An 18599-nucleotide genomic window follows, 5' to 3' on the forward strand; every position below is an offset into this window, starting at 1 on the left:
TGTCTAGGAAGCGTGGGCCGCCTGCCCCGCCTCGGCGAGGGCGTGGAAGCGGGCGAGGAAGGCGCCCTGCGCCTCGGCGGTCGGCCAGGGGACGAGCAGCGCGTCGAGGGATGCCTCGACGCGCTCGGGCTTGCCGAACACCCGCACGGCCTCGGCCTCTGCGAAGCCGGCGAGCCGCGTCGCCTCGTGATAGGCGCTCAGGCGGTCGGCGCGCTTGATCAGGCGCTGCGTCGCGGCGCTCGGCGCCGGCGCGAGGCCGAAGCGCAGGCGGATCGCCGCGAGCAGCCGGGTCTCGACCGCCTTGTAGGAATGGCCGATCGCCGCCTTGAACGGCGAGATGATGTCGCCGATCACGTATTCGGGCGCGTCGTGGAGCAGCAGTTCCAGCCGCCCAGCCGCTCCGAGCGCCGGCTCGAAGGCGCCGCCGATCGCCTCGACGAGCAGCGAATGCTGGGCCACCGAGAAGACGTGCGGGCCCGCGGTCTGGCCGTTCCAGCGCGCGACACGGGCGAGCCCGTGGGCGATGTCGGCGATCTCGACGTCGAGAGGCGAGGGATCGAGGAGGTCGAGGCGCCGCCCCGACAGCATCCGCTGCCACGCCCGCGGTTGGGCGCTCACGTCCGAACCCCGAGGCCACCCGGTCCCGGCAGGGCGGCGCAGGGCGCGTGACGGCAGCAGCCGACGAGGTGGTCGTTGAGCATGCCGACGGCCTGCATGAAGGCGTACACGATGGTCGGGCCGCAGAAGCCGAACCCCTCCGCCTTGAGCGCCTTCGACATCTTTCGCGAGATCTCGGTCTCGGTCGGGATCTCGGCGCGGGTCTCGGCCTTCGTCTGGAGCGGGCGCCCGTCGACGAAGTCCCACAGGAAGGCGGAGAAGCCGGTGCCGCGCTCCTGGATGGCGAGCCAGGCCCGCGCACTGCGGATCGTCGCCTCGATCTTGGCGCGGTTGCGGATGATGCCGGTATCCTGCATCAGCGCCTCGACCTCCGCCGGACCGAACCGCGCGATCGCTTCCGGCTCGAATCCCGCGAAGGCGCTCCGAAAACCGTCGCGCCGGCGCAGGATGGTGATCCAGGACAGGCCGGCCTGGAATCCGTCGAGGATCAGCTTCTCGTAGAGGGCGCGGTCGTCGTGCTCGGGCACGCCCCACTCGGTGTCGTGATAGGCGACGTAGAGCGGGTCGGTGCCCGGCCACCAGCAGCGCGGGTGCCCGTCGGGATGCAGGATCAGTCCGGTCGACATCCGGTCTCGTGTCACGATGCGGGGAGGCGAGGCAAGCGACCCGGCGAACTCGGCCTACCCGACGAACTCGGCCGCCGCGAAGCCCTGCAGGTAGAGGAGCCCGGTGAGGTCGCCGTGATCGATGCGGGCATGGGCCGCGGCGGCGACCGCGGGCTTGGCCCGGAACGCGACGCCGAGGCCCGCCTCCTCCAGCATCGCGAGGTCGTTGGCGCCGTCGCCGACCGCCAGGGTCTCGGCCGAGTCGAGGCCGAGGCGGGTGCGCAGCTCGACGAGCGCGTCGCGCTTGGCCTCGCGCCCGACGATCGGCTCCGCCACGGTGCCGGCGAGCATATCGCCCTCGGTCACGAGTCGGTTGGAGCGGTGCTCGTCGAACCCGATCCGCGCCGCCACCGGCCCGGTGAACAGGGTGAAGCCGCCCGAGACCAGGGCCGTGTAGGCGCCGTGGGCCTTGAGCGTGCGCACCAGCGTGCGGCCGCCCGGCATCAGGGTGATGCGCTGAGCGATCACCGCCTCGACCGCCGCGAGGGGCAGGCCCTTGAGCAGGCCGACCCGCTCCCGGAGCGCCGGCTCGAAGGCAATCTCGCCGCGCATCGCCCGCTCGGTGATCGCCGCGACGTGCTCCTTGAGGCCGACCTCGTCGGCGAGCTCGTCGATGCATTCCTGGCCGATCATGGTGGAATCCATGTCGGCGAGGAAGAGCCGCTTGCGCCGGTGGGGCGTCACCGCCTGCACGGCGACGTCGATCGGCTCGCCGGCGAGCGCCGCGCGCAGGCGCTCGGCGAGCGCGGGAGCCGCGGCGGGCACGCCCTCGACCAGGATCTCGGCCGCGACCTCGCCGTGCAGGATCCGCGGTTGATGCTCGGTCGCCAGCAGCGCCCGCGCCTCGGCCAGCACCGCGTCGGTGATGGCGGGGCGCTCCGGGTTTGCTATCAGGGTGGCGACCAGGGTCATCGGGGATCTCGGGGCTCGTCTCAGGCGGCGCGTCCCGCCCGCACGCGTGAAGAGGGGCAGGCATGGACGGGCGGGTTCGGGCGATCCTCATCGCAGGGCCGACCGCCTCGGGCAAGTCGGCGCTGGCGCTGGCGCTGGCCCGCCGGCACGGCGGCGTGGTGATCAACGCCGATTCGATGCAGGTCTACCGCGACCTGCACCTCCTGACCGCCCGCCCCGCCCCGGACGAGGCGGCGCAGGCGCCCCACCGCCTCTATGGCAGCGTGGACGGCGCGGTGAACTTTTCCGTCGGGCATTACCTCGCCGCGGCCGCTGCGGCCTTGGCGGAAGCCTGGGAGACGGACCGCCTGCCGATCGTCGTCGGCGGCACCGGGCTCTATTTCATGGGGCTGACCGACGGTCTGTCGGAGATCCCGCCGGTGCCCGACGCGGTCCGCGCCGCGATGCGGGCCGAGGCGGAGGGGCGCGAGACGCCCGAGCTGCACGCCGCCCTCGCGGCCCGCGATCCCGAGGGCGCCGCCCGGCTCGACCCCCACGACCGCCTGCGGGTGCTGCGCGCGCTCGAGGTGCTGACCGCCACGGGCCGGCCGATCGCCGCCTTCCAGGCCACCCGCCGGCCGGGTCCCCTCACCGGCCTGCCCTGCATCAAGCTCTTCCTTACGCCCGATCGAGACGCGTTGCGGGCCCGGATCGACGCCCGCTTCCTCACCATGATGGCGGCCGGCGCCCTCGACGAGGTGGAGGCACTGGCCGCCCGCGACCTCGACCCGATGCTGCCGGTGATGCGCGCCCATGGCGTGCCGGGGCTGATCGCGCATCTGCGCGGCGACCTCCCGTATGACGAGGCGGTGGCGCGGGGCCAGGCCGATACGCGCCGCTACGCCAAGCGGCAGGTGACGTGGTTCCGCCACCAGGCTGGGCCGGACTGGACCTGGCTGGCGCCGGAGGCGGCGATGGCCGGGGTCGAGGCGGGGATATGGGACGGGCCCGCGTGACGGCGGGTACCGCTCATACGCTTTCCGATTGATCGCTTCGCGATGCGGAAAGCGGCTTCGCTCAGGCGCCGCGCTGGCTGGTGATACGAGATCCGGAAGTCATCTTCCGGATCTCGTATCATACCCGCCCTCGCCGCCCCTCCGCCAGCCACATCGCCAGCACCGCCGCCGCGAGGGCTGCCAGCGCCGCGAGGCCGAGGCCCAGCGGATAGACCGAGACGCCCCGCACCACCGCGCTGTCGCTCGGGCGAAAGCCGATCCAGTCGGAGCCGGACAGCCGGCCGGAGCGCGTGAGCTGGAGGCGCGGGATCGCGATCCCGCCGCCGGCCTCGGCCAGCCGCCGCACCGAGCCGCCGGTGGCCTCGGCGAGGGGACGCAGGCGCTCGGTGTCGCTGAACACGTCGACCAGTTCGCGCGGATTGGCCGGCCCGACGCTGACGAAAGCCACGAGGTTGCCGGAGCGCAGGGTGTGCAGCCCGAGTTCCTCGGCCTTGAAGGCGGCGGCGAACAGGCCCGGCTTGTCGGGGTTCAGCGTCAGGGTGCGGGTCTTGCCGCTCGGCGCCGTCACGGTGACGGGCTCGGCGGTGTCGCCCATGGTCTGCCGCTCGACCCGGACCTCGCGGCCGTGGCCCGTGGTGGCGGCGCGCAGCGCCTCCTCCTCGAGCGCCGGCTCCTTCATCAGCCAGTGGCCGAGGCGGCGCAGCAGGTCGAGATGCGGCCCGCCGCCCTCGTAGCCCCGGGCCCACAGCCAGGCATGGTCGGAGAGCAGGAGCGCCACCCGGCCCTTCTCCTCGCGCGACAGCGCGAGCAGGGGCAGCGAATCGGCCCCGGACAGGATCGGGGTCACGCCCGGTCGGACCTCGGCGCCGATGAGCCGCAGCCAGTCGCCCCAGGCCGGGGGCGAGGCCTCGGAACCCGGCAGGTCGCGGGTGACCGGGTGGCGCTGGCCGCTATTGGTCAGCGCCGCCTTGTAGGCCCGCTCGACCACGCGTCCGTTCGGCTCGCCCGGCAGAATCGCGGCGAGCCGCGTCCGGGCGAGGCTGGCGGCGGAGGCGAATTCGGGGCCGGCCGCGATCAGGAGCGCCCCGCCCTCGCGCACGTAGCGCACGATGTTGTCGAAGTAGCTCGACGGCAGCACGCTCTGGTTGGCGTAGCGGTCGAAGACGATGAGGTCGAAATCCTTGATCTTCTGCTGAAACAGCTCGCGGGTCGGGAAGGCGATCAGCGACAGTTCGGAGATCGGCGTGCCGTCCTGCTTCTCGGGCGGACGCAGGATGGTGAAATGGACGAGATCGACGTTGGCGTCGGACTTGAGCAGGTTGCGCCAGGTCCGCTCGCCGGCATGCGGCTCGCCGGAGACGAGCAGCACCCGGAGCTTCTCGCGGATGCCCTCGATCGGCAGCACCGCGCGGTTGTTGGCGGTGGTCAATTCGCCCGGCAGCGCCTCGGCCTCGATCTCGACGACGTTGGGCCCGCCATGCTCGACCCGCAGCGTCAGGTTGAAGGGCTGGCCGGTGCGGACCGACTGGCGCACCACCTCCTCGCCGTCGCGGCGGACGGTCACGACGGCCGAGCCGGTGCCGCCGCGCTCCATCACCTCGGCCCGGATGGTCTGGTCGCGCCCGACGATGCCGAAGCGGGGCGCCTCGATCAGGCGGATCTGCCGGTCGCGCTCGTCGGGCCGGCCGGTGACCAGGACGTGGAGCGGCGCCTTGAAGCTCGCGGCCGCGAGGCTCGCCGGGATGTCGTGCACGACGCCGTCCGTCAGCATCACCACGCCGGCGAGGCGATCGGGCGGCACGTCGGCGAGCGCGCTCGAGAGCGCCGTGAACAGCCGGGTGCCCTCGTCGCCGCCGGCTTCCGGCACCTCGACGAAGCGCGGCTCGATCTCGGTCAGGGTGCCCAGGCGCCGCTGCAGCTCGGCCTTGACCTTCTCGGTCATCGCCGGGCGGTCGCCCAGACCCTGCGAGCCCGAGCGGTCGACCACCACGGCGACGATGTCCTTGACCGGCTCGCGCTCCTCCTGGACCAGCGAGGGATTGGCCAGCGCCAGCAGCACCAGGGCGAGGACGAGGACGCGCAGCAGCGCCACCGGCCCGCGGGCGAGGAACGCCACCACGGCCAGGATCGCGGCGAGCCCGCCCAAGGCCCAGAGGACGGGGATGGGGACGAGCGGGGCGAGGCTGAGGCTCAGCATGAACGATACCGTTGGGTGATGCGACGCCTCACTGCCCCAGCCGCTCCAGCAAAGCCGGAACGTGGACCTGGTCGGCCTTGTAGTTGCCGGTGAGCGCGTACATCACGAGGTTGACGCCGCCGCGGAACGCCATCTCGCGCTGGCGCGGGTCGCCGCCGACGAGGGGGTATAGCGCTTCCCCGCGCCGGCCGACCGCCCAGGCGGAGGCGAGGTCGTTGCCCGTGATGACGATCGGCGAGACGCCGTCGCCGGCCCGCGCCGGGCGGCGCTCGGCCCCGTCGCCCGCCGGCGGCAGGGCCTCGACCCAGGTCTGGCCGGTGGCGTAGCGGCCCGGAAACGAGTCGACGAGGTAGAACGCCTTGGTCAGCACGTGATCGCGGGGCACCGGCTCCAGCTCCGGCACCTCCAGCGTCGCCAGCATCCGCTGGAGCGTGAGGGCTTCGGGCGTCGGCGGGCCGCCCGGGCGGGCGGTCATCGCGTCGCGGGTGTCGAAGATCACCGTGCCGCCGTTCTTCATGAAGGCGTCGATCCGCCGGATCGTCGCCTCGCTCGGCAGCGGCCGGCTCGGTACGATCGGCCAGTAGATCAGGGGATAGAAGGCGAGCTCGTCCTTGGCCGGGTCGATGCCGGCGGGCTCGCCGGGTTCGAGCGCGGTGCGGCTCGCCAGCATCTGGGTCAGGCCGGTGAGGCCGGCCCGGCTGGTCTCGTCCACCGTCGCGTCGCCGGTGATCACGTAGGCGATGCGGGTGACCAGCGCCGATTCGATGCCGTTCGGCCGGTTGGCGGCGGGCTCGGCGGCCCGAGCGGTCTCGGGGCCTGCGCCGAGCACGAGGATGCCGAGCACGAGGGCCGCGGCCGCCGGATGCCGCCGCAGGCGGGCCGTCAGCCGGCCGAGGAAGCCGCCGAGCCACAGGCTCGCCAGGGTGTCGAGGGCGAGCAGCAGCAGGGCGGCGAGGAAGAACGGCCCGCGCAGGTCGCGGGTCCGGGCCTCCTCCAGGCCGCCGAAGCGGGCGCCGGTCAGGCTCGCGAGATCGAGGGTCTTCAGGCGGTCCTCGGCGGTCAGCGCGTTGACGGCGAGGCCCCCGTCGGCCGGGCCGTAATAGCCCGGCGGGTGGTCCGGGGTCGCCCGCTCGGTCCAGGTCGCCGGCACCGCCCGGGCGGTGGCGGGCGGGGATTTCAGCGCCCCGAAGCCGTCGAGGGTGAGGCGCGGGGCGAGCACCGGCGGGGCGGCGCCGGGCGCGGTGTCGGCCGTCGGCGGGGTGGTGCCGGCGAGCGCCACGACGCGGCGCAGCATGGTCACGAACAGGCCCGACAGCGGCAGGTTCGACCAGGTGGTGTCGGCAGTGACGTGGACCAGGACCACCATGCCCTCCCCGCGCTTGGCGGCGGTGACGATCGGGGTGCCGTCCTGCAGGGCGGCCCAGGTGCGCCGGGCGAGTTCGCCGTCCGGCTCGGCGAGGATCTGGCGCCGCACGCCGATATCGGCCGGCGGCGTCAGGCCGGCGAACGGGCTCTCGGGGGCGAAGGGCGCGAGCGTGCGCGGGCTGTCCCAGGACAGGGTGCCGCCGAGGTTGCGCCCGCCCCGGCGCAGGCGCACCGGCACGAGATCGTCGCTGCCGGCGGCGAGCCGCGGCCCGGCGAAGCGCAGGAGCAGGCCGCCCTTGTCGACGAAGGCCGAGACCCGTTCCAGGGTCGCGGGGTCGAGGGCGCCGACATCGGCGAGCACCAGCACCGAGACCTGGGAATCGAGCATCTGGCCGATCGATTCCGCGACGCCGCGCCCGCCGCGGGGCTCCAGCACGTCGGCGAAGGGGGTGAGCGCCCGCGAGAGGTAGTAGGTCGGCGAGAGGAGCGGCTGGGCTTGGTCGCTGGTCCCGCCGAAGACGAGGCCGACCCGGCGGCGGCGTCCGCGCTCGTCGGCCAGCACCACGGCGCCGGCCGAGTGCTCGCCGGCGATCTCGAACCGCGCGATGGCGTTGCGCAACTCCACCGGCAGGTCGAAGCGGACCGGTGCCGCGTCGGCCCCGCCCGCGAACGCGAAGTTGGTCTCGGCGAGCGGCAGGCCCTTGGCGTCGAGGGCCCGCACCGTGCCGGCGTCGCGCCCGTTGGCGGCGGCCCGCACCACGCTCACGCCGAGCTGCCCGCCCGACGAATCGGGACCGGCCAGCGCCAGCGCCGGCGGCCGCTCGGCCTTGAGCACGGTGATCTCGGCCCGGTCGCGCCCGGCCAATGCCGCGAGGCCCTTCGGAAAGGCGTCGCCGTCCGGCCCCGCCACGCCGTCGTGGATCCACACGACGGTGCTGCCCGGCGTCTTGTCGAGGAAGGCGGTGAGTGCGGGGAGATGCGCGGCGCGGTCGGCGAGGTGCGGCAGCGGCTCGATCGCCCGCAGACGCTCCAGAGCCGGGCCGGGGCCGGTGGCTTCGAGGCCCGTCGGCGCCGAAGCCGTGGGCAGGAGCGCCACCGGCCGCCCGGCGCGGGACGCCGCCTCGACCTCGGCGGTGGCGACGCGGAGGCGGTCGCGCCAATCCTGGGCGGCGGAAAATCCGTTGTCGAGGACGAGGACGAGGGGCGCGCGTCCGTCGCCCGCGGCCTGCGGGGTCGGGTTCCAGACCGGGCCCGACACCGCCAGGATCAGGCAGGCGGCGGCGAGCAGCCGGAGCGCCAGCAGCCAGGGCGGGGTACGGGCCGGCGTCTCGCGCTCGGGCAGCAGGTCGGCGAGGATGCGCAAAGGCGGGAAGTCGATCCGCCGCGGCCGCGGCGGCGTCACCCGCAGCAGGTACCAGAGCGCCGGGAGCGCGATCAGCGCCGCGAGGGCGGCGGGGGCGGCGAAGCCGAGGGACAATCCGAACATCGAAGGCGTCCTCAGCCCGCGCCGCGGGCGGCGGCGACCAGGGTGACGAGGCGCAACGCCGCCTCGCTCGCCGGGCGGTCGGTGCGGTGCAGGGTGAGGGTCCAGCCCTGCGCCCGGGCGATCTCGCCCAGGGCGTCGCGGTGGGCGCGGATCCGCCGGCGATAGGCCTCGCCCCAGGCGGCGGCGTCGCCGACCCGCAGCGACAGGCCGGCCTCGAGGTCGTGCAATTCGGCCTGGCCGGAGAACGGGAAGCTCTCCTCGACCGGATCCACCACCATCACGAGGTGGCCGCGGCTGCCGGCGGCCGCGATGGCCGCGACCCTGGCCCGCACCTCATCGGGAGGAGAGAGGAAGTCGCCGATGAGCACCACCTCGTCGAAGCGCGCGACGGGGGCGCGGGGCGGCAGGTCCTCGTCGAGGCCGGACGGATCGGCGGCCAGCGTCTCGGCCATCCGCTCGACGATGGTGCGGGCGGCCAGCGGCCGCGACAGGCCGAGCAGGCCGACCCGCTCGCCGGCCTCCACGAAGGTGTCGCCGAGCGCCAGCGCCAGGACGAGGGCGCGCTCGATCTTCGGCGCCTGGGCGAGGTCGGAGCAAAACCCCATCGAGGCCGAGCGGTCGACCCAGAGCCAGACGGTGTGGGCCGCCTCCCATTCGCGCTCGCGGACGTAGAGCCGGTCGTCCCTCCCCGAGCGGCGCCAGTCGACCCGGCTCGCCGCCTCGCCGGCGACGAAGGGGCGGAACTGCCAGAAGCTCTCCCCCGGGCCGGCCCGGCGCCGGCCGTGCAGGCCGTGCGCCAGGGTCGCGGCGACCCGGCGGGATTCGAGGATCAGGCGCGGCATCCGCTCGGCGAGGGAGAGGGCGGTCTCGGTCTCCCGCCGGCCGGGGGCGCGGGCAGCCGCGTCGAGGACGCGCGTCGGGGCCACCGGGTCAGAGCCGCCCGACGAGGCGGCCGATCAGGCCGGGGATCGTCTCGCCGTCGGCGCGCGCCGCGAAGCTCAGCGCCATGCGGTGCTTGAGCACCGGCTCGGCGAGCGCCGCCACGTCGTCGACGGAGGGCGCGACCCGGCCCTCGATCAGCGCGCGGGCGCGCACCGCCAGCATCAGGGCCTGGCTGGCGCGGGGGCCGGGGCCCCAGAGCAGCTTGTCGGCGATCGCCGCGTCCCCGCCGACGGGGCGGGCGGCGCGCACGAGGTCGAGGATCGCGTCGACGACGGCCTCGCCGACCGGCAGGCGCCGCACCAGGCGCTGGGCCGAGAGCAGCGCCTCGGTATCCATCACGGCGTCGGGCCGGTGCTCCTCGGCGCCGGTGGTCTCGATCAGGATGCGGCGCTCGGCGGCGCGATCGGGGTAGCCGACGTCGATCTCGAGGAGGAAGCGGTCGAGCTGGGCCTCGGGCAGCGGGTAGGTGCCCTCCTGCTCGATCGGGTTCTGGGTCGCGAGAACGTGGAACGGCCGCGGCAGGTCGTGGCGGGCGCCGGCCACCGAGACGAAGCGCTCCTGCATCGCCTGCAGCAGGGCCGACTGGGTCCGCGGGCTCGCCCGGTTAATCTCGTCGGCCATCAGGAGCTGGGTGAAGATCGGCCCGCGCACGAAGCGGAACGAGCGGTGCCGGTCCTGGTCCTCGTCGAGGATCTCGCTGCCGAGGATGTCGGAGGGCATCAGGTCGGGGGTGAACTGCACCCGGCGCGCATCGAGCCCGAGCACGGTGCCGAGGGTCTCGACGAGCTTGGTCTTGGCCAGGCCCGGCAGGCCGACGAGGAGCCCGTGGCCCCCCGCCAGCACGGTGACCAGCGCCAGGTCGACGACGGCTTCCTGCCCGAAGATGACCTGGTGGATCGCCGCGCGAGCGCGTCCGACGCCGTCGAGACAGGCCTCCGCGGCGGCGACGATGCCGTCGTCCATGGGGGTCGCGGCGGCCGGCGCGCTGGCGTCACTCATGCGGTCTCCTCGGTCGTGGTCCTGGGCACCCGGGGTGCCGACGAGGGCACGACGGGTGCCTCTCGGGATCCGCGAGTGTGGATCCCTTCCCCACCGCAAGGCAAGGTCGGCGCGACGACGCAGGGCGGGACGCCGCGCCCCGGGTCGTCCGGTTCCTCAGGGCTCCCCGGCCGGAGCGGCCGCGCCGGGCGCCTCGCTGTCGGGGCGCGGCTCGGCGGTGGCGACGGTCTTGGTGGTCAGCAGCGGCTCGAGGCGCCGGGCGAGCTGCTCGCCGAGATGGCGGGTATAGGGTCCGGTGAAGTAGCGCCCGCCGGCGCCGCGCCCCTCGAGGTGGTCGCGGGCCTTGGTCATCGCGTCGACCTCGGGCCGGCACAGGAAGCCGATCACCCCGGCCGCCTCGTACCAGCGGCCGGCCCGGGCATGGGCGAGCGCCGCCGGGTTGTTGCCGATCGTCTCGGCGAAGCAGTCGGTCGCCGCCTGTTCGAGGGGGGCGAGCGCGGCGCGCCGATGCTCGGCGCGGCTCGCCGGAGCGGCCGCGGCCGGGTGGGCCGCCGCGGCCAGCTCGACCGCCGCGAGGGTGCAGATTGCGCCGTACAGCAGAGCTCTCATCATCAGGCCTTCGCGTCGAATCGATCGACTGTAACCCGGCGAGCCTCGCGCCGATCAAGGGCGGATCTGCGGCAGGTTCCATCGCCGGAGCGATTTTTTCCGGGCTGTGTGCTTTCGGCACGAAGCTTAGCCGAACAGAGGCCGTGACGGTCGGGCCGTTGATCTCGCCGGCCGCGTCCTCGGGCCGTCCGGGGGGCCTCTCCCCTCCCCCCTCCGCCCGGGCTGCCCCGGAACGCGGGGCCTTCTATAAGGGCGTCATGCGGCGGCCGGCCGGCGCGCCGGAACCCGAGGGGGCCATGCCATGTCGCAGGTCGTGCAGTCCCGCCGCCTGACCGCCCCGGATCTCGCCCGGCGCAAGGCCGAGGGGCGCAAGATCGTCGCGCTCACCGCCACGAGCGCAGCCATGGCCGCGATCCTCGATCCCCATTGCGACGTCGTGCTGGTCGGCGATTCGCTCGGCATGGTGGTTCACGGCCTCGACTCGACCCTGCCGGTGACCCTGGAGATGATGATCCTGCACGGGCAGGCGGTGGTGCGGGGCACGGCCCGGGCGCTCGTCGTCGTCGACATGCCGTTCGGCTCCTACGAGGCGAGCCGCGAGCAGGCCTTCGCGAGCGCGGCCCGGATCTTGAAGGAGACCGGGGCGGGCGCGGTGAAGCTCGAGGGCGGCGCGCATCTGGCCGAGACGGTGGCGTTCCTCACCCGACGCGGCATCCCGGTGATGGGCCATGTCGGCCTCACCCCGCAGGCGATCAACACGATGGGTGGTTTTCGGGTGCAGGGGAAGGGGCCGGATGCGCAGCGCCTGCTCCTGGAGGATGCCCGGGCGATCAGCGAGGCCGGCGCCTGCGCGATCGTGCTCGAAGGGATCGTCGAGCCGGTGGCCCGCGCCATCGCGCAGGCCCGGGAGGTCGCGGCGCCGACCATCGGCATCGGCGCCTCGCCGTCCTGCGACGGCCAGATCCTCGTGCTGGAGGACATGCTCGGCCTGTCCGACCGCACCCCGAAATTCGTGAAGCGGTACGGTGCGCTGCGCGGCCATATCGAGGCCGCGGTGCGCGAGTATGCGGAGGATGTCCAGGCCGGGCGCTTTCCCGGAGACGCGCAGACCTACGGCCCGTCGTAGGCCGGCGCGGGTCGTCAGCCGCGGCGCTCGGCGTTCCAGCGGCCCTTGCAGCTGGTGGAGCCGGAGGTGGTCCAGGTGCCGTTGCCGCCTCCCTCGGCGGTCAGGCGGCCGACCACCTGCGCGGCGGCGTCGCCCCGGCTGATCGTCGCCCGCACGGCGCCGCTCGGCTGCACCCGGCCAGACACCGTGAAGTCGCCGGCGCCGGCATAGCGCGCCTGGCCGTTCTGGATGATCACGCCGTAGCGGTAGGCGCGGTCGCACGCCCCGCCCTCGGTGATGACCTCGACGCTCCAGTTGCCGTCGAAGCGGTCCGCCTTGGCGCCACCCTTGGCGAAGACGGGCGACGCGGCGCCCGCCAGGCACAATCCCGCCGCGAGGGCGGACACGATCAGCTTCATGGTCCTCGATTCCCGATTCGGTCAGGCGACAAACTCGGCAGCCCGGGCTTGGTTGCCGCAGCGCAGCGTTTCCGTAAGGTAAGATCCTATCCCGCAGCCCCGAGAGCCGGCTCCGCCACGAGGGCCGCGGCCTGGCGCAGGTCCGCGACGAATGCCGCATAGGCCTCGGGCCGGGCCGTGTCGGGCAGGCGCAGGAGGTAGGAGGGGTGGACGGTGACGAGGCAGGCATAGGGCTTGCCCTCGAACGTCGCCGGCCCGCGGGCCCGGGTGATCGGCACCTGCCGGCCGGTGAGCGCCAGCACCGCCGTAGCGCCGAGGGCCACCACGAGGCGCGGCGCCACGAAGGCGAGCTCGCGCTCCAGCCACCAGCGGTAATGCGCGACTTCGCCTGCCGTCGGCTTCTGGTGGATGCGGCGCTTGCCCCGCGCCTCGAACTTGAAGTGCTTGACCGCATTGGTGAGATAGGCCCGGTCGCGGTCGATCCCCGCCTCCCGCAAGGCCCGCGACAGGAGCTGGCCCGCAGGGCCGACGAAGGGCCGCCCCTGAAGATCCTCCTGGTCGCCCGGCTGCTCGCCCACGAAGGCGATCCCCGCCCCGATCGGGCCCTCGCCGAGGACGGCTTGCGTCGCGCCCGGCACCAGGGGCTCGGAGGCGCGGATGACCGCGTTCAGCGCGGCGAGCGAATCCGGCTCCTGCGCCGCCATGGCGGCGAGCGCCCGGGCCGGCACGCGCTTGACGGGGGCTTCGGGGGCACGGGCGATCATCTCGCCGACCCGCCGCCCGGCCTCGCGCACGAGCGCCGGGATCGCCGCCGTCTCGGGCATGTTGTGCCAGTACTTCTTCGGCATCTCGGCCCGCATCGCCGCGAGGTTGGTGCGGGCGGGGTTGAAGGTGCTGGAATAATAGTCGGTCCAGCCGGCCTCGAAGGCGTCCTGCTCCGGCACGTCCTCGCGCCGGCCGCCGGGCCCGAAGCGAAGGGAGCGACCGTCCCAGTGCGCCGAGCCGTCCGGGGTCAGGATCGACCAGTCGAAGGACGGGAAGCGGGCGGAGAAGAACGGCGCGGCCTCCGCCAGGATGTGGTGGTCGGGCTCGAACCACGCCATGAAGCGCTCCCGGCCCTCCTGCCCCGCCCCGGCGCGGCGGAAGCGCAGGAAGGCGTGCATCTTGTGCAGGTCGCGCCCCACCGCCTTGCGCATCAGGTGCAGGCGGTGGACCAGGGGGTCGCTCGCCACCTCGGCGAGGTGGCGCTCGCCGTCGGCGACGCGCCGGATCAGCCGGTGGAGCAGGCCGTAGCGCTCGGGGTCACGGTGCATCACGACCGAGGCGACGAGGCCGGCCACCGCCCGCGGCAGGGCGAGCGCGGGGCCCGGCGCCGCCTCCGGCATCGCGTCGGGAAACAGCGACGGGGCCTCGCCCTCGACCCAGGTCACCGCCTCCGGCGGGACGCCCGCCGGGACGAGCCGCCGGATCGCTCCCCGGAACCCGTCGAGATCGGCGCCGGGTGCGAGCCGGATCGTGCGGGCTTGAAGGGTCTGAGCCTCCATCAGAACAGGCTCAGCTGGCGCGGCGGCTCGGCGAGGCGGGCGCGCAGGTCGAGCCGGTCGGTGAGCCGGGTCGGCGCGTAGTCGGCGGCGACGAGGAACGGCCGGGCGCGCTTGAGGCCGGAGGTCAGGCGCGCCACGTCGTCGAGTCGTAAGCTCGCGTGGCGGCGCGCCGTCACGATCTTGTCCACCGCCCGGACGCCGAGCCCCGGCACCCGCAGCAGCATCTCCCGGTCGGCCTTGTTGACGTCGACGGGGAAGCGGTCGCGGTTGCGCAGGGCCCAGGCGAGCTTGGGGTCGACGTCGAGGGCGAGCATGCCGGATTCCGTCGCCCCCGCCACGTCGTCGGGCGAGAACTCGTAGTACCGCATCAGCCAGTCGGCCTGGTACAGCCGATGCTCGCGCTGGAGCGGCGGGGATTGGCTCGGCAGGATCGAGGCGGCGTCGGGGATCGGGCTGAAGGCCGAGTAGTAGATCCGCTTCAATCCGTAATGGTCGTAGAGCCGGGCGCTGGTGCGGATCAGCGATTCGTCGGTGCTGGCATCGGCGCCGACGATCACCTGCGTCGACTGCCCGGCCGGCGCGAAGCGGCGCTTCTCCTCCTTGGCCTGCAGGATGCGCTCGCCCATCTGGCCCATCGCGGTCTGGATCGCGGCGCCGTCCTTCTCCGGCGCCAGCCGCTCCAGGCTCGCCTCGGTCGGCAGTTCGAGGTTGATCGACAGCCGGTCGGCATAGAGCCCGGCCTGCTCGATCAGCCACGGGCTCGCCTCCGGGATGGTCTTCAGGTGGATATAGCCGCGAAAGCCGTGGCGCTGGCGCAGGGTCTTGGCCACCCGGATCAGCTGCTCCATCGTGTGATCGGGCGAGCGGATGATGCCGGAGGAGAGAAACAGCCCCTCGATGTAGTTGCGCTTGTAGAACTCGACCGTCAGCGTCACCACCTCGTCGACCGAGAACTTGGCCCGGCGGACGTTCGAGGAGCGCCGGTTGACGCAATAGGCGCAGTCGAACAGGCAGTAATTGGTGAGCAGGATCTTGAGCAGCGAGACGCAGCGCCCGTCCGGCGTGTAGGCGTGGCAGATGCCCGCCCCGGTGGTCGAGCCGAGCCCGCCGGCCTCGGCCTTGCGCTTCGGCGCTCCCGACGAGGCGCAGGAGGCATCGTACTTCGCCGCGTCGGCGAGGATGGTGAGCTTCTTCTTCAGGGCGTCGTCCATCCCCGCAACCTGGCCCTCGTTCCTGTTTCGTTCAAGGCGGAAGCGCGCTGAACCCCGTGGTCGAAAGCCGCATCCGAGACGCCCGGAACCCCCCGCCTGCCCCGCCGTTGTCCCGCTGATTGGAGCGTTTCTAATTCACGAGGAGATGCCGCATGGCGACGAACCCGTCCGCGAACTGCCGCAGCTGCCGCTACTTCGACGACCACAAGCTCAATGCCGGCGCCCCGCAGGGCGAGGAGGGCCTGTGCCGCTTCAACCCGCCGGTGAGCCAGCCCGAGCCGCAGGGCCACGGCCTGTGGCCGGTGGTCTCGTCCCAGGATTGGTGCGGCCACTTCTCGCCGGAGATGATGGCGGGCGAGTGAGCCTTCCGCCGTCGCTGATCGTTCCAGGAAGCCGGCCGTCGAGGCCGGCTTCTCTGCGTTCGGGCCTCCGTCGGACCGGGCGGACGCGGATCGCTCGCCTCCCGTGCCGGGCGGAACCCCACCACCCCCGGCACGTTGCGCAGGCTCCCAAAACCGCCACGGATGGTTGCCCGATGCCGGACGATGTCACCGCCCTCTCGCGCCGCAGCCTGATGATGGCCGGGGGTGCCACACTGGTCGGCCTCGGGACGGCGTCGGCCCAAGGTGCGTCGGGCCAGGGTCTGCCCGGCCCAGAGCGGCCGGTCGATACCGGCAAGGTCGAGAACGGCCGGGTGAGCTTCCCGAACTGGCGCGGCCCCTCCGACCGCCCTGCTCCGCCCCCCGCCGCGCCGCTGCCGCCGGCCGAGCGGGTCGGGTTCGCGATCGTGGGCCTCGGCCGGCTGTCGCTCGAAGAAATCCTTCCGGCCTTCGGCGAGTGCCGCAAGGCCAGGCCCGTCGCGCTAATGTCGGGCTCACCCGACAAGGCCAAGGCGGTGGCGGCGCAGTACGGCATCAAGCCGGAGGCGGTCCATGGCTACCACGGCTGGGACGCGCTCGCCCGCAACCCGGAGGTGAAGGCCGTCTACATCGTCACCCCGAACGCGCTCCACCGCGACCAGGTCATCGCCGCGGCGGGCGCCGGCAAGCACGTCCTGTGCGAGAAGCCGATGGCGGTCTCGTCGGGCGAGGCGCGGGCGATGATCGAGGCCTGCGCGGCCGCGAAGGTGAAGCTGATGATCGCCTATCGCTGCCAGTACGAGCCCTACAACCGCGAGGTCGTGCGCCTCGTGCGCAGCGCCAAGTACGGCAAGGTCCGGCTGATCGAGGCGACCAACACCCAGACCATGAGCCTGCCCGAGCAGTGGCGCCTGAAGAAGGCGCTGGCCGGCGGCGGGTCGCTGCCGGATATCGGGCTCTATTGCCTCAACGGCGTACGGGCGCTGATGGGCGAGGAACCGGTCGCGGTCCAGGCGCAGATCCACTCGCCGGACGATCCGCTCTACCGCGAGGTCGAGGAGACGGTGGCCTTCACCCTGCGCTTCCCCTCCGGCGCGCTGGCGCTCTGCTCCACCAGCTACGGCGCGCACGAGACCCGCTCGCTGACCGTGCAGGCCGAGGGCGGCGCGATCGCGCTCCAGAACGCCTTCGCGTATCAGGGCCAGAGGCTGTTCCTCAGCCACCGCGAGGGCAAGGCCGAGGCCCGGGAGGAGCGGGTGCTCGGGGCGAAGAACCAGTTCGCCCTCGAGATCGACCACATGGCGACCTGCATCCTGGAGAACCGCACCCCCCGCACCCCGGGCGAGGAGGGGCTGCAGGACCAGATCCTGATGGAGGCGATCTACGAGGCCGCCCGCACCGGCCAGACCGTGGCCCTGAAGGGCCCGGAGCGGCGCCCGAGCCTGACCGACAAGGAGAAGGCCAAGGATCAGGCAAGGGAGCAGGACGCCAAGGGCCTCGACCCGACCCGCGGGCCGGAGCCGGAAGAGGCGGAGTGAGGAGGCCGCGGCGCGGCCTCATCCGCCCCGTACGGCGATCGCCTCGACCTCCACGAGGTAGCCGTGGTGGAGTTCGGGCACCGGCACCACCGTGCGGGCCGGCTTCGCCCCGCCCATCACCTCGGCGTAGATCCGGTTGAACTCCGGCCAGTGCGCGACGCCGACGACGTAGGCGGTCACCCGCAGGATGCGCTCCGGCCCGCTGCCCGCCTCGGCCAGGATCGCGAGGAGGCTCGCGAGCGCCTGGCGCGCCTGGACCTCGAAGGGCTGGTCGGCCGTGTGGCTGCCGTCCGGCCGGGCGCCGAGCTGGCCCGACACGAAGACGAGGTCGCCCCAGGCCACTCCTTGCGAGTAGTGCCCGGCGGGTGCCGCGGCGTCGCGGGTGGCGAGGCGGGTGATCGGATCGGTCATGGGGGCTCCTACCAGCCGTTGATGCGGGGCCAGACGGCCGCGACGCGGTGATCCGCATCGAGGACGTGGTAGCGGTCGTGCTGCGCGCCGGTGGCGCAGGCGTGGTTGGGCAGGATGCGCACCTGCGCGCCGATCGGAAGGTCCGGCAGGTCGGCTCCCGAGCCCGTACGGACCGCCACGATGCCGTGCTCCTGGTTGGCGTCGCGCACCACGAGGTCGGGATAGGGCCGGCCGGCGGGGTCGCAGACGAGGCCGTAGCCCTGGTCGACGGCCTGGCGCGCCGTCCCGCGGTCGCGCGAGAGCGCCATCCAGCCGGCATCGACGATGATCCAGCCCTTCGCCCGCTGGTGGCCGATCACGGTGGCGAGCACCGAGACGGCGATGTCCGCCACCGCGACCGCGCCGATTCCGGCCTGAAACAGGTCGCCGAACATGAACACGCCGGCCCGGACCTCGGTGATGCCGGTGAGGTCGCGGGCGAACCGCGCCGTCGGTGTCGAGCCGACGCTCACCACCGGACAGGGCAGGCCCGCCGCCCGCAGGATCTCGGCCGCCGTCACGGCGGCGACGCGCTCGTCCTCGGCCGCGGCCGCCAGGGCGTCGGGGTCCGACAGGGCGTAGCTGTCGCCGGCATGCAGCATCACGCCGCGCAATGCGGCGCCGCCGCCGGTGAGCGTCCGGCCGATCGCCACCAGGGTGTCGCGGTCGCCCGGCGCGACGCCGGAACGGTGGCCGTCGGCATCGACCTCGATCAGCACCGGGAGCGCATCGCCGCTCGCGCGGGCATGGGCCGCCACCGCCTCGGCCTGGTCGAGGCTGTCGAGGATGATCTCGAGGTCGGTGCCGCCGGCCCGGATCGCCGCGACCCGGGGAAGCTTCGCCGGAGCGATGCCGACCCCGTAGATCATGTCGCGCACCCCGCCCGCCGCGAAATACTCGGCCTCGCGCAGGGTCGAGACGATGGCGGGACCCGTCGGCGACGCCATGGCGAGGCGGGCGACGTCGAGGGACTTGGCGGTCTTGAGATGCGGGCGCAGGGTCACGCCGAGCCCGTCCAGGTGTGCTCGCATCCGCGCGACGTTGCCGCGCAGGATCGCCTTGTCGAGGAGCAGGCAGGGCGTGTCGAGGGCGTGGAGCGGGGTCGGTTCGGCCATGGTGCGTGGGTCGCTCTCGTGTCGTCCGGGGTGACGACAGGAACCACGACGCGCCGGGGAGCGCCATTAA

At 73.6% G+C, this 18599-nt stretch carries 17 protein-coding genes; 4 read left to right on the forward strand and 13 right to left on the reverse strand.

Annotation, left to right across the window (positions count from 1 at the left end; all coding sequences use genetic code 11):
• Nucleotides 1–3: 3 nt before the first annotated feature.
• The 3 genes from miv_RS24345 to serB are packed head-to-tail and all read right to left on the reverse strand — an operon-like array spanning nucleotide 4 to nucleotide 2195.
• On the reverse strand, nucleotides 4–588 hold the full coding sequence (locus miv_RS24345) for an HD domain-containing protein (RefSeq protein ID WP_207183619.1): 585 nt from the start codon (nucleotides 586–588) through the stop codon (nucleotides 4–6).
• A gap of 26 nt (nucleotides 589–614) precedes the next feature.
• Nucleotides 615–1244: a DNA-3-methyladenine glycosylase I gene (locus miv_RS24350; protein ID WP_207179386.1), complete on the reverse strand. Its 630-nt coding sequence runs from the start codon at nucleotides 1242–1244 to the stop codon at nucleotides 615–617.
• 54 nt (nucleotides 1245–1298) lie between these two features.
• Nucleotides 1299–2195, reverse strand: coding sequence for a phosphoserine phosphatase SerB (serB, locus tag miv_RS24355; protein WP_207179388.1), 897 nt, complete (start codon nucleotides 2193–2195; stop codon nucleotides 1299–1301).
• Between the two features lie 62 nt (nucleotides 2196–2257).
• On the opposite strand from serB, the gene miaA reads away from it, so the two are divergent.
• The gene (miaA, locus tag miv_RS24360) at nucleotides 2258–3190 is read left to right on the forward strand and encodes a tRNA (adenosine(37)-N6)-dimethylallyltransferase MiaA (RefSeq protein WP_207179390.1); all 933 of its coding nucleotides are present in this window, start codon (nucleotides 2258–2260) and stop codon (nucleotides 3188–3190) included.
• 118 nt (nucleotides 3191–3308) lie between these two features.
• Here the strand turns inward: miaA and miv_RS24365 are convergent, their stop codons facing one another.
• The 5 genes from miv_RS24365 to miv_RS24385 form a co-directional block, all read right to left on the reverse strand.
• On the reverse strand, nucleotides 3309–5387 hold the full coding sequence (locus miv_RS24365) for a hypothetical protein (RefSeq protein WP_207179391.1): 2079 nt from the start codon (nucleotides 5385–5387) through the stop codon (nucleotides 3309–3311).
• Between the two features lie 28 nt (nucleotides 5388–5415).
• Complete coding sequence (locus miv_RS24370; protein ID WP_207179392.1) at nucleotides 5416–8238, reverse strand: DUF4159 domain-containing protein; 2823 nt, start codon at nucleotides 8236–8238, stop codon at nucleotides 5416–5418.
• Between the two features lie 11 nt (nucleotides 8239–8249).
• Nucleotides 8250–9164 (reverse strand): DUF58 domain-containing protein, encoded by a 915-nt coding sequence (locus tag miv_RS24375; protein ID WP_207179393.1) that lies wholly within the window; start codon nucleotides 9162–9164, stop codon nucleotides 8250–8252.
• 4 nt (nucleotides 9165–9168) lie between these two features.
• Nucleotides 9169–10179, reverse strand: a complete 1011-nt coding sequence (locus miv_RS24380; RefSeq protein WP_207179394.1) for an AAA family ATPase — start codon at nucleotides 10177–10179, stop codon at nucleotides 9169–9171.
• Nucleotides 10180–10335: 156 nt separating this feature from the next.
• Nucleotides 10336–10788 (reverse strand): hypothetical protein, encoded by a 453-nt coding sequence (locus miv_RS24385; protein ID WP_048427820.1) that lies wholly within the window; start codon nucleotides 10786–10788, stop codon nucleotides 10336–10338.
• A 301-nt stretch (nucleotides 10789–11089) separates the two neighbouring features.
• Here miv_RS24385 and panB point away from each other — a divergent pair, with 301 nt between their 5' ends.
• Nucleotides 11090–11914, forward strand: coding sequence for a 3-methyl-2-oxobutanoate hydroxymethyltransferase (gene panB, locus miv_RS24390; RefSeq protein WP_207179395.1), 825 nt, complete (start codon nucleotides 11090–11092; stop codon nucleotides 11912–11914).
• 14 nt (nucleotides 11915–11928) lie between these two features.
• Here panB and miv_RS24395 read toward each other — a convergent pair whose 3' ends face one another.
• From miv_RS24395 to miv_RS24405, 3 genes are all read right to left on the reverse strand, one after another.
• Nucleotides 11929–12306, reverse strand: coding sequence for a hypothetical protein (locus miv_RS24395; RefSeq protein ID WP_425312991.1), 378 nt, complete (start codon nucleotides 12304–12306; stop codon nucleotides 11929–11931).
• A gap of 92 nt (nucleotides 12307–12398) precedes the next feature.
• Nucleotides 12399–13856: a UdgX family uracil-DNA binding protein gene (locus tag miv_RS24400; RefSeq protein ID WP_207179398.1), complete on the reverse strand. Its 1458-nt coding sequence runs from the start codon at nucleotides 13854–13856 to the stop codon at nucleotides 12399–12401.
• Complete coding sequence (locus miv_RS24405) at nucleotides 13856–15067, reverse strand: putative DNA modification/repair radical SAM protein (RefSeq protein WP_048430428.1); 1212 nt, start codon at nucleotides 15065–15067, stop codon at nucleotides 13856–13858. The genes miv_RS24400 and miv_RS24405 overlap by 1 nt, the downstream gene beginning before the upstream one ends.
• 152 nt (nucleotides 15068–15219) lie before the next feature.
• On the opposite strand from miv_RS24405, the gene miv_RS24410 reads away from it, so the two are divergent.
• Together miv_RS24410 and miv_RS24415 are read left to right on the forward strand one after the other, a co-directional pair.
• Nucleotides 15220–15429 carry a hypothetical protein gene (locus miv_RS24410; protein ID WP_048461072.1) on the forward strand — a complete coding sequence of 70 codons (210 nt, stop codon included), beginning with the start codon at nucleotides 15220–15222 and terminating at the stop codon, nucleotides 15427–15429.
• A 173-nt stretch (nucleotides 15430–15602) separates the two neighbouring features.
• A complete protein-coding gene (locus miv_RS24415) occupies nucleotides 15603–16964 on the forward strand; it encodes a Gfo/Idh/MocA family protein (RefSeq protein ID WP_207179399.1) in 1362 nt (453 codons plus the stop codon).
• A gap of 18 nt (nucleotides 16965–16982) precedes the next feature.
• Here miv_RS24415 and miv_RS24420 read toward each other — a convergent pair whose 3' ends face one another.
• Complete coding sequence (locus tag miv_RS24420; RefSeq protein ID WP_048430430.1) at nucleotides 16983–17375, reverse strand: RidA family protein; 393 nt, start codon at nucleotides 17373–17375, stop codon at nucleotides 16983–16985.
• A gap of 8 nt (nucleotides 17376–17383) precedes the next feature.
• On the reverse strand, nucleotides 17384–18529 hold the full coding sequence (locus miv_RS24425) for a DSD1 family PLP-dependent enzyme (RefSeq protein ID WP_207179400.1): 1146 nt from the start codon (nucleotides 18527–18529) through the stop codon (nucleotides 17384–17386).
• Nucleotides 18530–18599: the final 70 nt, after the last annotated feature.

Origin of the sequence: Methylobacterium indicum, assembly GCF_017347565.1 — a bacterium.
In the GTDB taxonomy this organism is placed as follows: Bacteria; Pseudomonadota; Alphaproteobacteria; order Rhizobiales; family Beijerinckiaceae; genus Methylobacterium; species Methylobacterium indicum.

Coding starts and splice junctions, on each gene's coding strand:
- miv_RS24400 (WP_207179398.1), bottom strand. CDS start 13,856: ATGGAGGCTCAGACCCTTCAAGCCCGCACGATCCGGCTCGCACCCGGC.
- panB (WP_207179395.1), top strand. CDS start 11,090: ATGTCGCAGGTCGTGCAGTCCCGCCGCCTGACCGCCCCGGATCTCGCC.
- miv_RS24420 (WP_048430430.1), bottom strand. CDS start 17,375: ATGACCGATCCGATCACCCGCCTCGCCACCCGCGACGCCGCGGCACCC.
- miaA (WP_207179390.1), top strand. CDS start 2,258: ATGGACGGGCGGGTTCGGGCGATCCTCATCGCAGGGCCGACCGCCTCG.
- miv_RS24425 (WP_207179400.1), bottom strand. CDS start 18,529: ATGGCCGAACCGACCCCGCTCCACGCCCTCGACACGCCCTGCCTGCTC.
- miv_RS24345 (WP_207183619.1), bottom strand. CDS start 588: ATGCTGTCGGGGCGGCGCCTCGACCTCCTCGATCCCTCGCCTCTCGAC.
- serB (WP_207179388.1), bottom strand. CDS start 2,195: ATGACCCTGGTCGCCACCCTGATAGCAAACCCGGAGCGCCCCGCCATC.
- miv_RS24370 (WP_207179392.1), bottom strand. CDS start 8,238: ATGTTCGGATTGTCCCTCGGCTTCGCCGCCCCCGCCGCCCTCGCGGCG.
- miv_RS24380 (WP_207179394.1), bottom strand. CDS start 10,179: ATGAGTGACGCCAGCGCGCCGGCCGCCGCGACCCCCATGGACGACGGC.
- miv_RS24350 (WP_207179386.1), bottom strand. CDS start 1,244: ATGTCGACCGGACTGATCCTGCATCCCGACGGGCACCCGCGCTGCTGG.
- miv_RS24365 (WP_207179391.1), bottom strand. CDS start 5,387: ATGCTGAGCCTCAGCCTCGCCCCGCTCGTCCCCATCCCCGTCCTCTGG.
- miv_RS24415 (WP_207179399.1), top strand. CDS start 15,603: ATGCCGGACGATGTCACCGCCCTCTCGCGCCGCAGCCTGATGATGGCC.
- miv_RS24385 (WP_048427820.1), bottom strand. CDS start 10,788: ATGAGAGCTCTGCTGTACGGCGCAATCTGCACCCTCGCGGCGGTCGAG.
- miv_RS24405 (WP_048430428.1), bottom strand. CDS start 15,067: ATGGACGACGCCCTGAAGAAGAAGCTCACCATCCTCGCCGACGCGGCG.
- miv_RS24410 (WP_048461072.1), top strand. CDS start 15,220: ATGGCGACGAACCCGTCCGCGAACTGCCGCAGCTGCCGCTACTTCGAC.